This is a genomic window from Luteitalea sp., assembly GCF_022842525.1.
GTDB lineage: Bacteria > Acidobacteriota > Vicinamibacteria > Vicinamibacterales > Vicinamibacteraceae > Luteitalea.
The window spans coordinates 29,339-43,049 of sequence record NZ_JALHPM010000007.1 but is presented as its reverse complement, the minus strand read 5'-3'; the positions used below and the strand labels follow the sequence as shown (position 1 = coordinate 43,049).

The 13,711-nt window shown below is 70.2% G+C and carries 7 protein-coding genes and 1 pseudogene; 5 read left to right on the top strand and 3 right to left on the bottom strand.

Annotated features, from left to right (window positions below):
* Positions 1-50: 50 nt before the first annotated feature.
* Positions 51-1,268, top strand: coding sequence for a cysteine desulfurase-like protein (locus tag Q0C41_RS02850; RefSeq protein WP_291980938.1), 1,218 nt, complete (start codon positions 51-53; stop codon positions 1,266-1,268).
* 117 nt (positions 1,269-1,385) lie between these two features.
* Here Q0C41_RS02850 and Q0C41_RS02845 read toward each other — a convergent pair whose 3' ends face one another.
* From Q0C41_RS02845 to Q0C41_RS02835, 3 genes are all read right to left on the bottom strand, one after another.
* Complete coding sequence (locus Q0C41_RS02845) at positions 1,386-4,994, bottom strand: response regulator (RefSeq protein ID WP_291980937.1); 3,609 nt, start codon at positions 4,992-4,994, stop codon at positions 1,386-1,388.
* Between the two features lie 292 nt (positions 4,995-5,286).
* Complete coding sequence (locus tag Q0C41_RS02840; protein ID WP_291980936.1) at positions 5,287-6,519, bottom strand: argininosuccinate synthase; 1,233 nt, start codon at positions 6,517-6,519, stop codon at positions 5,287-5,289.
* Positions 6,520-6,705: 186 nt separating this feature from the next.
* Positions 6,706-8,976, bottom strand: coding sequence for a TonB-dependent receptor (locus Q0C41_RS02835; protein WP_291980935.1), 2,271 nt, complete (start codon positions 8,974-8,976; stop codon positions 6,706-6,708).
* A 181-nt stretch (positions 8,977-9,157) separates the two neighbouring features.
* On the opposite strand from Q0C41_RS02835, the gene Q0C41_RS02830 reads away from it, so the two are divergent.
* From Q0C41_RS02830 to Q0C41_RS02820, 4 genes and pseudogenes are all read left to right on the top strand, one after another.
* Positions 9,158-11,191, top strand: coding sequence for a response regulator (locus Q0C41_RS02830; protein WP_291980934.1), 2,034 nt, complete (start codon positions 9,158-9,160; stop codon positions 11,189-11,191).
* Positions 11,154-11,549 (top strand): annotated as a pseudogene (locus Q0C41_RS31325) (response regulator); the annotation flags it as partial. The gene Q0C41_RS02830 and the pseudogene Q0C41_RS31325, both read left to right, overlap by 38 nt.
* A gap of 129 nt (positions 11,550-11,678) precedes the next feature.
* Positions 11,679-12,584, top strand: coding sequence for a PPK2 family polyphosphate kinase (locus tag Q0C41_RS31320; RefSeq protein ID WP_367079094.1), 906 nt, complete (start codon positions 11,679-11,681; stop codon positions 12,582-12,584).
* Positions 12,585-12,586: 2 nt separating this feature from the next.
* Complete coding sequence (locus Q0C41_RS02820) at positions 12,587-13,636, top strand: hypothetical protein (RefSeq protein ID WP_291980932.1); 1,050 nt, start codon at positions 12,587-12,589, stop codon at positions 13,634-13,636.
* Positions 13,637-13,711: the final 75 nt, after the last annotated feature.

Here is a 13,711-nt window from a genome sequence, read left to right as displayed (position 1 = left end):
TCTGAGCCCAGAGCCCAGAGCCCAGAGCCTCCTCGTGTAGCCTTGTCGCCATGGAATCGGTCCGCTCGCAGTTTCCCGCCCTGACGCGCATCCACCAGGGCCACCCGGTGGCGTACTTCGACGGCCCCGGTGGCACGCAGGTCCCCATGGCCGTCGTCGACGCCATCGGTGACTACCTGCTGCATCACAACGCCAACACCCACTGGGTCTATCCGAGCAGCCAGGAGACCGATGCCCTGCTGCACGACGCGCGACAGGTCTTCGCGGCGTTCTTCAACGCGCCTGACCCGGCGTGGGTGAGCTTTGGCCAGAACATGACCACGATCACGTTCCACCTCGCGCGGGCACTGGCGCGACAGTGGGGCGCGGGTGACGAACTGATCGTCACCGAGCTCGATCACCACGGCAATGTCGACCCGTGGCGTCATGCCGGCGAGGATGCCGGCCTCACCGTCCGCACCGTGCCCCTGGCGGCCGACGGCGTGTCGCTCGACATGGACGCACTGGCCTCGATGCTCTCGCCACGCACGCGCCTGCTCGCCGTGGGTGCGGCCTCCAACGCCATCGGCACGATCACCGACGTGGCCGCCGCGACGCGCCTCGCGAAGGCCGCGGGCGCGCTCGTGTTCGTCGATGCCGTGCACTACGCCCCGCATGCCCTGGTCGACGTCCAGGCCCTCGGGTGCGACATGCTCGCGTGCTCGTCGTACAAGTTCTACGGACCGCATCAGGGCATCCTGTGCGCGCGCCCCGACCTGATCGCGTCGTTGCGCCTGCCGAAGCTTCGTCCGGCGCCCTCGGCGCCACCCGACAGCCTCGAGACCGGCACCCAGAGCCACGAGGGCATCGTCGGCGCGGCCGCGGCGGTCCGGTTCCTCGCCTCCGTGGCGGGACCGGTCTCCGATGCGCCGCAGGCGCTGCGGGCGGCGCTGGTCGAGAGCTACACGCGGCTGCACGACGACGCCGCGATGCTCACGCGGTCACTGTGGGAGGGACTGGGCACCGTGACCGGCGTGACCCGCTACGGCCGCCCGCCGGGGCAGCCACGGACGCCGACGGTGTCGTTCGTGGTGGCCGGACACACCAGTCACGCGGTCGCGGCACGCCTCGTGGACCATGGGCTGTTCGTGTCGTCCGGGGACTTCTACGCCCAGACCCTGGTCGAGCGCCTGGGCCACGGGCAGGACGGCCTGATCCGCATCGGCTGTGCCTGCTACACCACCAGCGACGAAATCGACCGGTTGATCGCGGCGGTCGATTCGCTCTGATTCAGAATTCAGAATTCACAATGAAGGTCGGGCCGTAGGCCTCGAGGGCTCCGATCGAAGATCGAAGGCCGAAGGCCGAAGGCCCAAGGCCCAAGGTTCAAGGACCGGCGGAGCCGCCTAGTGCACGCGTCCGTCGGTGCCCGTCATCGCATGCGCGGCGGTCGGCGCCGCCGCGTCGACCAGCGGCGGCAACTGACCGGCGTATCGCTCGAGCACCGTCCGCAGGTCGTCGAAGCGCAACGGTTTGGGCAGGTAGTCGTCCATGCCGGCGTCGAGGCAGCGCTGGCGGTCGCCTTCCATCGCGTTGGCCGTCAGGGCGACGATCACGGTGCGACGCCCGCCCTGCGTCTCGCGCTGGCGGATCAGGCCGGTCGCCTGGTAGCCGTCACACTCGGGCATCTGGCAGTCCATCAGGACGAGGTCGTACGGCAGGCGGCCGAGCGCCTCGACGGCTTCGAGGCCGTTGCCCACGGCATCGACACGATGTCCGAGCTTGTCGAGCATGCGCACGACCACGCGCTGGTTCACCGGATTGTCCTCGGCCAGCAGGACGCGCATGCGGCGGGCGCTGGTGCCCACCTGGGCGCCCGCGGCGGTCGCCGGCGGCGCGCCGATCTCGCCCGGCGCGCCCGTACCTGGCGCCTGCGCCAGTGTGAGGGCCTGCGTCAGCGCCTGCAGCAGGTACCGCTTCTTCACGGGCTTGGTGACCAGGCCGGCGAAGCCGCGTGACGTGGCCTCGTCGAGGCCGCCTGGCAGCACGATGGACGACGACAGCAGCAGCGGCAGCGCGGCGGTCGACGGTCTGCCGCGCATGAGGTTGCCGAGCGTGAAGCCGTCGATGCCCGGCATCTGCTGATCGAGGATCGCGAAATCGAAGGGCGTGCCGGCCGTGTCGGCCTCGTCCAGGGCGGCCATGGCCACCTGTGGCGTCGAGGCGCAGGTCACCTCCACGCCCCACGCCATGAGCAGGCTGCGGAACACGTGCAGGCTGATGTCGTGGTCGTCGACGCACAGCGCCCGCTTGCCGCGCAGCTGCGCCGTCACGACGGTGTCGCTCGCGAGCGCGATCCGTTCGGCGCGCACCGTGAACCAGAACGTGCTGCCCTGGCCGGGCACGCTGCGCACCCCGACTTCGCCGCCCATCGCTTCGGCGAGCTGCCGACTGATCGCCAGGCCGAGGCCCGTGCCGCCATACTTGCGCGTCGTCGACGCGTCGGCCTGCGTGAAGGGCTGGAAGAGGCGCTGCTGGATGTGGGTCGGGATGCCGACGCCGGTGTCCACGACCTCGAAGCGAATCGTCGTGCGTGCACCGATGGCTTCGTCCACGCTGACGCGCGCGCTGACCGAGCCGAACGTGGTGAACTTGACGGCGTTGCTCAGGAGGTTGAGCAGGACCTGCCGGATGCGGCCCGGATCGCCCTTGACCATCTGCGGCACGTCGGGCGCGGCGAAGCCGCCGAACTCGAGGCCCTTCTTGCGCGCCGGTTCGGCGACCAGGTCGAGGGCGTCCTCGAGGATGGCGCGCACGTCGAAGGTCACCGCTTCGAGCGCGAGCTTGCCCGCCTCGATCTTCGAGAAGTCCAGGATGTCGTTGATGATCGTCAGCAGGTGCTCGGCCGATCCGCGCACGGCATCGGCGAACTCGCGCTGCTCATCGTTCAACGGCGTGTCCAGCAGCAGGCCGGTCATCCCGATGATGCCGTTCATCGGCGTGCGGATCTCGTGACTCATCGTGGCGAGGAACCCGCTCTTGGCGGCCGTGGCGGCCAGCGCGGTGTCGCGCGCCTGGGCGAGCTCGACGGCCTGGCGTTCGAGTTCGGCGAGGTAGCGGGCCCGGTCCGCCTCGGCCACCGTCTCGACGGTGTTGTCCTGCACGAACGACCAGACCATCGGCGTGCCCTGCGCGTCCCGCATCAGCGTGCCGGTCAGCAGCACCGGGAGTTCGCCGCCATCGCGGGTACGCAGCCGCGTCCGATAGGGCCCGTAGGCGCCGTGCTCCTGCAGCTCGCGCGTCTGCTGCTCGATGAGCGCCTGGTCGGTCAGCAGGTCGGTGGGCGCGATCAGTGACAGCTCGTCGGAGGTGTACCCGAGCATGCCGAGCAGCGCCGGGTTGGCGTGTTCGATCTGCCGCGCGCCACGCGACAGCATGAGACCCAGGGGCGACGTGAGGAACAGGCCCCGGAACTGGATCTCGGAGGCCATCAACTGATCCCGCACCACGGCCAGCGCCCGGAACGACGCCTGCAGCGAGGCGTTGCTCGTCGTCAGGGCCTCGGCATGCTCGCGGCTCACGGCGTAGACGCGCGTGGCGACGCCGGCGACGCCGGCCAGCAGCACGCCGAGGACGAGCACGAGGCGGGGCAGTCCACTGAGCTGATCGGCCAGCAGCAGCGGTGTCGGGGTCACCGACATGGTGAGATGTGCGCCACCCGGCAGGCGGATGTCGGCCGTGTCGGTGAAGCTCTGGTCGAAGACGCCCACGGGCGCGGGCGCCTGGTGCGCGTGGACCTCCTGACCGTCCTTCCACGTGACGCGCACGGCGTAGGGCGAGGCCCGGGTGACGCGCGGCAGGAGCGTGGCCAGGCCGTAGGATGCCGTCAGGACGCGCGTCGTGCGCCCGTCGGCGTCGCGCAGGCCCAGCACCGTCGAATAGCCACGATGCGCCGGCGGCAACGTCCGGCTGGGCGAGTAGGCCACGGGCGCATGTGACCTCGCGGCGCGGTCGATGGCGCTCGTCCGCTCACGGGCGTGCAGGGCGTCGGGGCTGCGCAGGTGCGCGGTCAGCGAGGTAGGGACGACCCACAGCGGCCAGCCGGCGGTGTCGGCGATGACCAGGGACGTGAGGACGCCACCGTTGTCCCGCAGTTGGTCGCGGGCATCGGCCTCCCACGTCGTCTGACTGGCCACCGATCCGGATTCGAACCGAGACCGCATCCGCTCCAGGCCCGACTGCATCGTGGTCACCTGCTCGTTCAGCGCGTCGCGCAGGCGGGTCGTCTCGGCAGTGGCCTGCCGACGCACGCCGGCGCGCTCCTGCGAGTGCAGGGCCTGGGAGAAGATGACCGCGCACGCACTCACGAACACCGTGATGGCCAGCGGCAACCAGCGCTGCCAGGTCGTCTCGCCGCGCAGGATCCGGTCCGACAGCACGGCCGTGGCCACGATGAGGCAGCAGGCCGACAACTGCGGTGACATGAGGAGGTAGCGCAGCCAGCTGTCCATGGCGCCGGACGAGGCCCACGTCACGAGACTGGTGGTGGCCAGGAAGGCGAGCAGCAGGCTGCCCCAGACCTGGATGAGCGTGGTCCGCGCCGGGACCGCCGCCAGGCGTGCCGGCAACGGCAGCCCGATCAGGGCCGTCACGGCGATGCTGAGCATCGCCTGGCGCGCCGGCACGAGTGGCTGCAGCGCGGCGACGTGCGGGCCGAGCGACGGCAGGAGGTCGAGGGCCGTCTGCAGCAGGACCATGACGCCCGTGCCGGCGAGCGCGATCGTGGCCAGACGCGTCGCCAGCCAGCGCCGTCCCTGCGCCGCGGCGAGGATGGCGGCGACCGCCGGCGTCATCAACGCGATGGTGACGGCATGCAGGGCGAGGCCCAGCGGGCCCGTGAAGAGGTTGGCGGCCCTGGCCAGCGCGGCGGCCAGCCCGAGCAGGCAGGTCAGGAGCGCCACCACCAGCAGGCCGAGGCTGGTGCGATGGGCGGAGGGGGAGAGGGCGTCTGACATTGCAGGCTGGGAAACACCTTTGGGTGGTGTCCGCCTGTACATCGGCCTGCGGGGGTGGAAGTTTACCTACCCGAGGTCAGGCCGTGCGGGCCGGCGGGTCGGACCATCGGCCCAGCATCGTGTGGAGATCGTCGCCGCGCAGGGGCGTGGTGAGGTAGTCGTCGAAGCCGTCGCATGCCAGGGCCGAGACTCGCCGCGGCGAACAGAGCGGCGCCGTGCCCGCGAGGACAACGGCGCCGGCAGGGCCACGCTCTCGAGCGACAGGTCGCTCGTGATCACGAGCGACGTGGTGTCACGAACGCTGGCGGAGCCCTCTCACCTTCATCGGCAATCCGAACAGATCGATGAAGCCGCGTGCTGCGGTGACGTCGTAGTTGGCCATGGCGAAACTGGCCAGGCTCGTGTCGTAGAGCGACTGCGGCGACGTGGCGCTGACGGCGGTGGCGCGGCCCTTGTACAGCTTCACCTTCACCTGGCCCGTCACCACCTGATTGGCGTGGTCCACGAACGACTGGAGGGCCTCACGCAGGGGGTGGAACCACTGGCCGTAGTACACGAGCTCGCCGTACTTGAGGGCGATGCGCTGCTTCTCGTGATAGAGCTCGCGCTCGAGGCAGATCTGCTCGAGGGCCTTGTGCGCCTCGTAGAGGATCGTGCCGCCGGGCGTCTCGTAGACGCCGCGGCTCTTCATGCCGACGAGGCGGTTCTCGACCAGCGTCACCTGACCGACGGCGTGGCGCCCGCCGATCTCGTTGAGCAGGGCGATGAGGGCGTGGCCCTTGCCGTGGAACTTCTTCTTGTTGACGGCGACCGGCACGCCGGCCTCGAAGTCGATGGTGACGTACTCGGCGCGGTTGGGCGCCTTGGAGGGCGGCACCGAGATCGTGTAGACACGCTCGTTGGGCTCCGCGGCCGGGTCCTCGATTTCGGCGCCCTCGTGACTGATGTGCCAGAGGTTGCGGTCCTGCGAGTAGATCTTCTTCTTGGTCTGCAGGATCGGGATGCCGTGGGCCCGCGCGTAGTCGATGGCGGTCTCGCGGTCGGTGAGGCCATCCTCGAGGAACTGCGGATCCTTCCACGGCGAGATGATCGACAGCTCGGGGTTGAGCGCCAGGTAGGTCAGCTCGAAGCGCACCTGGTCGTTGCCCTTGCCGGTCGCGCCGTGGGCGACGGCGTCGGCGCCGACCTTCTGCGCGTACAGCACCTGATGCTTGGCGATGAGCGGCCGCGCGATGCTCGTGCCGAGCAGGTAGTCCTGCTCGTACGTCGCATGCGCCCGCAGCATCGGGAAGCAGTAGTCCTCGGCGAACTCCTTGCGCAGGTCCTTGACCAGGACGGCGTCGGCGCCGCTCTTCTTCGCCTTGTCCTCGATGGCCGTGAGCTCGTCGCCCTGGCCGAGTTCGGCGGCGAAGGCGTAGAGCTTGACCCCCGGGTAGCGTGACTTGAGCCACGGCAGGATGACGGACGTGTCGAGCCCACCCGAGTAGGCGAGGACGATCTTCTTTGGCGCGGACGGAGCACTCATAAGCAGGTCAGTATAGGAGCAATTCAGGCGGATCCTGCGACATTCGGCATGCAGAATGCAGCGCGGGGCGGGCCATGCCACGTCACCGGCCTGTCAGCTGCCCCGAGGGCTCGTCTGCGGGAGCCTGGCGGTGTTCGCTGCGCGCTCCATTCTTCACTCTTCAGGTCGCCGTTCACCCTCAGTTGTTCAGAATTCGTAGGCGATCCCCACCGCGGGAATGATCGGCAGCTGCTTCTCCGACAACCGGCCGACCACGAACGTGCGCGTGTCGATGCTCGCGCTGACCTGCCGGTAGTTGGCGGCATTGGTCGCGTTGAGCGCCTCGGCGAACAGCAGCAGCCGCCCGCGCGGCAGCGGCACGCGGTAGCGCACCCGCAGGTCGAGCCGGCCGTAGTCGGGCAACCGCAGCGCATTGCGCTCGGCGGCGAGGACGATGCGGCCGTCGGCACGCGGGCCGAACCACCCCTCGTAGGGCCAGTTGGTGGCCACACGCAGCGTCGTGGCGGCATCCCACCGCTCGCCAATCTGCGTCGTGGCCGACACGGTGACGAGGTGGCGCTGATCGAAGGCGCCGGCAAACGACGGGTCGATGGCGCTCCCATAGGTGGTGCGCCCGTACCCGTAGCCGATCCAGCCCGACCAGCGCACGCCACGCACGCCCGGGGCCGACTGGCGGCGCAGGAGGACCTCGGCCCCGCGGGCCTGACCCGTCCAGGCGTTGAGCCACGGCGCGCGCGGGTTGCCGCCGGCCAGTCGTCCCTCTGGCGTGAGCCGGAACTGTCGATCAGGCGTGTCGAGGCCGTCGGTCTCGCGACGGTCGTAGAGGTTCAGCGCGAGGCCCCACGCCCCGCGGCGCCATCCGAGGCCGACATCGAGGAGCCTGGCCCGTTCGAAGGCGAGCGTCGCCGTGCCGGCGGGTCCGAACCGCTGCAGGACGTCGGGTGACTGCCCATGTCGGCTGACCGCGGCGGTGATCGCGAGATCAGCCGACAGCGCCACCTGCGCCTGCGCCCAGCCGCCGACGAACGTCTCCAGCGCATGAAGGCGATCGGCGCGCAGCCCACCGCCCAGGGTGACGGCGCGATGCGGTGACCAGCGTGCGTGCACGTGGCCGCCGGTCAGCGTCTGCGTGCCCGCATGCGCCACGTCCGAGTCGGGCCGCCGCGTCGTCGGGTGATAGACCGTCGAGGCGCCGCGACTGGCGAAGCGCTGGACCTGGGCGGCGCCATCGAGCGACACCGATGGCGTCGGCGCCCATTCGACGATCGAGCGCGACAGCCACTCGTGCTCCGTGCCGGTGTCGAGGGGCAGGGCATCAGGGTTCTCGTTGCGGTAGCGGCTGGAGATGGCCGCCACGCGCTGCCGCACGACCCAGTGCGCACCGAGCTGGGCCTGCCAGGCGAGCGTGCCCATCGCCGTCTCGTTCTCGCCGACGGCGAGGGCGTTGGCACTCGTCCGTCGTCCGCGCTCGTCGTAGGCGGAGGTGCCGGCGAGCAGGCCGAGGCTCAGGCGTTGCCGCGTGCCGACGCGCGCGTCGACCTTGGCCTGCGCGTCGGTGAACTCGAACGTGCCGCTGACGTCGGGGTCGATGCGGCGGACGATCCACGAGGCATAGCTGCGCCGCACGCCGGCGATGAACGTCACGCGATCGGTCAGCAGCGGGCCTTCCAGGTATCCCGTCGAGGCAATGGCGCTGGCCATGGCGCGGCCGTGCACGCCGTCGCTGCGCCCGGGTCGCGTGCGAATCGACAGCTCGGCGCCCACCGTGTTGCCGAAGCGCTGCGGACCCGCGCCCGGTGTCAGGCTGGCGGCCTCGAGCAGGTCGGCGTTGAGCAACGCCACCGATCCGGTCTGTTCCACGCCGCGCACGGTGTGGACCAGCAGGCGACTCTTCACCTCGTCCAGCACCAGCCCGACCTGGCGGAACGGACTGCCGCGTACCGACAGCTCCGCGCGCAGTTCGTCGCTGGTCGCCACGCCGGGCAACTGCTGCAACGTACGGATCGGGTCGTCGAAGGTCACGCTGCGCAGCATGGCGAGCTCCTCGCGGCCGATCGCGATCTGCCCCGGCACCGCCGCTTCGGTCTCGCCCGCGGCAGGCCCGACCACCGTCACGGTCTCGGTGGCGCGTCGCTCGGGCGCGAGGCGCACGTGGAGCGGATCGGTGTGCGGCGGGGCCAGGCGCGCGGAGGCATAGCCATCGCGCGTGACGTCGACTGTCGACACGCAGGAAATCAGGCTCGCGAAGCCGGACAAATCCGTAATCACGGGCGCTGCCTGACCACACTGGACGATCGCGTCCGCGATGGCCGCGCCTGTGGCCGCGTCGGTGACCAGGACCCGCACGTTTGTGGCGGCGGCCGGGCGGGCAGCCTCGGGACGCGTCTGCGCGACCACCGTCGCCTCGCTGCAGACGAGGCTCCAGAGGCACGCGCCGAGGCGCACAAGACCCTTCATGGCGGCGACATTAGTCATGCAAGTCAGAACCATTTCCCGGGTCGGGGCCGAGTAGTTACGAGATTGTCCAACTTCCACTGGGTCATCAACTTAGCAGGATTCGACGACGCGCACTAACGGCTTGATTTGCGCGCCAAACTCGTCAGAATGCGAAACGCGGCGTCCCGTCGCGTCCGAGCCCATGACCCACGTCCTGATCGTCGATGACGAACCGGAGAGCCGTACCCGGCTGCGCGCCCTGCTGCAGGCGCACGGCCATGCGGTCTCCGAAGCGGCCAACGGACTGGACGCGCTCGCGATGGCCCGTCAGCATCCCCCGGACCTGGTCATCTCCGACATCCTGATGCCGCAGATGGACGGCTTCGCCTTGTGTCGGGCGTCACGAACGGATCCGGCGCTGGCGCGGGCCCCGTTCGTGTTCTACACCGGCACCTACGCCACCCCCAGGGACGTGGCGCTGGCCCTGAAGCTCGGCGCCTCCCGGTTCCTCGTCAAGTCGGCTGCGGCCGAGGAGATCATCCGCACGATCACGGACGCCCTCGCCGATGGCGCGCCGCCTGCGGCCCCCGAGGCGCTCCCGGAACCCACCGAGACCGAGTCCTGGCGGTTGTACAACGAGTCGCTCATCGCCACGCTCGAACACCGCAACCTGGAACTGGCCGACGAGGTGCGCGCGTTGCGTCCCCTGACGGCGGGACTCGAGCACCTGCCGGCGCTCGTCAGCCTCACCGACTCCCGCGGCCGCATCACCTACGTGAACCGCCGCTTCGAGGCCGTCACGGGCTTCAGCCGTGATCAGGTGCAGGGGCAGACGCACGCCATCCTGCGCACGCGTCACGTCGATGCCGGGCTCGGCTTCGAGATCCGCGCCGCGCTGCTGGCCGGGCAGGAATGGCGCGGGGAGTTCGAGCAGCAGCGCCGCGACGGCTCGCTGTTCTGGGAGCGGACCGTCATCTCGCCCGTGCACGACGATGCCGGCACGGTGACGCATTTCCTGCGGCTCTCCGAGGACGTGACCGACGAGAAGCTGGCGGCTCGCGCCCGCGAGGCCTTCGAGGCGCAGCGGCGGCAGTCCGAGCGCCTGGAGACGATCGGGCGTCTGGCCGGAGGTGTCGCGCACGACTTCAACAATCTGCTCACCATCGTCATCGGCCATACGCACCTCGTGCTGCAGCAGCTGCCGCCCACCGATCCGCTGCGCACCGATCTCGGGGCCGTGCTCGATGCCGCGACCCGGGGCGCGACCATCACGCGTCAGTTGCTGACGTACGCGCGCCGCGACCTGGTGCACCCGCTGCCGGTCGACCCCGGCCACGCCATCGCCGCGCTCGCGCGGTTGCTGCAGCGGATGTCGGGCGACGAGATTCGGCTGGGGTTCTCGCTCGGGCCCGACATCTGGCCCATCCTGATCGACCCGTCCCGGTTCGACGAACTCGTCGTGAATCTCGTCGCGAACGCCCGCGACGCGATTCGCGGTCCGGGCGCCATCGACGTGTCGCTCGCCAACGTCTCCTGGACGCAGACCCTCGCCGCCGGCCACGGCGGGCTGCCCCCCGGCGACTACGTCCTCCTGCGCGTCAGTGACACTGGCAGTGGTATCCCCGCGGCGGCGCTGCCGCGCATCTTCGAGCCGTTCTTCACCACCAAGCCACCGGGCGAGGGGACAGGACTCGGCCTGAGCAGCGTGGTGGGGACCGTGGAACAGGCCGGGGGCCACGTGGAGGTCGAGCGGACCAGCGCCTCCGGCACGACGATGCTGGTGACCTTGCCGCGGTCCACCGTGCGCCCGGCAGCCGGCCCCGGCCCCGCACCGGCGACGCCCCTCGAGGGCACCGAGCGCATCCTGCTGGTGGAGGACGAGCCGGCCGTCCTGGAGCTGATGCGCCGCACCCTCGAGTCGTACGGCTACACCGTGCTGCACGCGAGCACGCCGGAGCGGGCCCTGCGTGCGATGGCCGACCGCGACGCGCATGTCGACCTCCTGCTGACCGACGTGGTCATGCCCGGCATGAACGGCCGTGAACTGGCCACGCAGTTGCAGGGACGCGACCCGCGCCTGCGCGTGCTGTTCATGTCCGGCTACAGCAGTGACGTCGTTGCCGAGCGGGGCCTGGTGCCGGCGGGTGTCTCGCTGATCACCAAGCCATTCAGCCCGACCGCGTTGGCGGCCCGAGTGCGTGCCACGCTTGACGCGCCGCCGCCCGCGGCCGAGTGACGGTGGTGAGGACCGGCCTCGGCACAGCGGCGAATCGGTAAGGCTGCGCCTCATACCGGCGCTGCGCGAGCTGGCCGCCGCCACGCTGGCGGCCCGCGGTTTCGACGCGCTGCAGGCAGGGTCGCCCGCCGACGCCATCGCGATCGTGGAAGCCCACGCCGGCACCCTCCACCTGCTGCTCTCGGATGTCGTCATGCCCGGCGGCAGCGCCATGACGATCGTGGAGTCGCTGCGCCAGCGGCACCCGTCGGCGCGACTGCTCTTCATGAGTGGGTGCCCGGCGGACGAGGCCGTCTGTCGCGGCGTCGTCACCGGCGAGGCCAACTTCCTGCAGAAACCCTTCACGCCGGACGGGCTGGCGCTGCGTGTCCGTGCCTGCTCGATCAACCACAGGGCCCGACCGGCGGGGCTTGAACGCCGCGGCACACACGCACTCGTGCGGCCGAGGGCTCGCCGTGCGCTACCATCGGGACGCGGAGACCTGCGCATGTTGACGATGAAGGAGATCACGCGGCTGTTCCGCGTGGAGCCGGGTTCCCGGCTGCGGCTGAAGCGGCACGACACGGCCTGGGCGGGTGACAAGGACCTGCAGCGGCTCAAGAGTGATGAGCTGAAGGAAAAGGCGAAGACGTTCGTCGAGCAGAACCTCGTCAAGCTCGCCGAAGCCCAGGAACGCCTGGCGGCCAACGACGTCTTCTCGGTGCTCGTCGTGCTGCAGGCCATCGATGCCGCCGGCAAGGACGGCATGGTCAAGCACGTGATGTCGGGCCTGAACCCGCAGGGCTGCAACGTCTTCAGCTTCAAGCGCCCGTCGGAGGAGGAGCTCGACCACGACTTCCTCTGGCGCTACTGGCGCGCCCTGCCCGAGCGCGGCCGCATCGGCATCTTCAACCGGTCGTACTACGAAGAGACCCTCGTCGTCCGCGTGCACCCGGAGGTGCTGGAGCGTCAGCGGCTGCCGCCGGGGCCGCGCGGCAAGGCCTTCTGGAATGCGCGCTACGAGGACATCAACAGCTTCGAGAAGCACCTGTCGCGCAACGGCACCCTGGTGCTGAAGTTCTTCCTCAACATCTCCCGGCGCGAGCAGAAGAAGCGCTTCATGGATCGCCTCGACAACCCGGACAAGCACTGGAAGTTCGAGATGGGCGACCTGCACGAGCGCGCCTTCTGGGACGACTACCAGACGGCATTCGAGGACACGCTCACCCACACCAGCACCGACTGGGCTCCGTGGTGGGTCATCCCGTCGGACAACAAGTGGGTGTCCCGGGCACTGGTGTCGGCGATCCTGACCGAAGCCATTCAGGGCCTGGGCCTGAAGCCGCGCAAGGTCTCCGAGGCGCAGCTGCAGGTGCTCGCCGAGGCGCGCAAGCAGTTGCTGGCGGAGCCCTGAGCATGCGCATCTCCCTCCCGGTGGTCGCCTTCGTGCTCGCGTCGGCGGTGCTCGGGACGGGAACGGCCGATTCGCAGGCTCCGGCGATCGGCGTCCAGCAGACGCTCGTCGGCCAGTTGCGCCTGAGCGCCGAGCAGATTGCCACGGTCCGCAGCGGGGTGCCCGTCGCCGTGGTGCTGCCCTCCGGGCTGGACCGCGAGGTCGCGGTGGGGGCCGCGGTGAGGGTCAATACGCCCGCCTCGCGCATGGTGGACGTGATCCGGGACATCGAGCGCCTCGAGCGCGGACGCGGCTTCCTCGCCACCCACAAGTTCTCGACGCCGCCAACGCTGGAGGACATGGCGGCGCTGCGCCTGCCCACCGAGGACGTGCGGGCGATTCGCAGCTGTCGTCCCGGCGACTGCGACGTGAAGCTGGGCCGGGCGGCCTTCGACGCGCTGTCGATGATCGACTGGAAGGCCCCCGACGTCAGCGGGCAGGTGCACCAGCTCGCGCGCGGCATGGTGCTCGAGTACCTCGGGCGCTATCGCGCCAACGGCAACGACGCGCTGCCGATCTACCTCGACTCGGAGCGTCCGCTGCACGTGGCGAAGGAGTTCGAGGATCTGGTGCGGAAGACGTCCGGCCTGACGGCGGAACTGCCGGAGGTCTCGCGGTACCTGCTCGAGTACCCGAAGGGGCGGCCGCCCGATGTCGACGACTACTTCTACTGGTCGCTGGGGGAGTTCGGCCTCAAGCCTGTGCTGCGGCTGAATCACGCCGTCATCCATCCCACGGGCCGCGCCGCCGGGCTGCAGTACGCCATCACCACCAAGCAGCTGTACGCCAGCCACTACTTCCACACGGCGATCGAGGTCCGCGTGCTGTTCGACGACCGCGAGCGCCCGGGACAGGGGCACTACCTCGTGGTGGTCAACCGCGCCCGGCTCGACGGGCTCACCGGGCTCTTCGGTCCGATCGTGCGCAGCAAGGCGCGCAACGGCGCCCGCAACGGCCTGCAGGCCGTGCTCGGCGGGATGAAGAAGCTGGCCGAGACGGGCCGCGCCGACTAGCAGATACGACTAGCGCGCAGGCCTCAGGGCCAGCGCGTCGGGCCCACTGGCGTCCACGCCCCGCCCTGGCGCCGG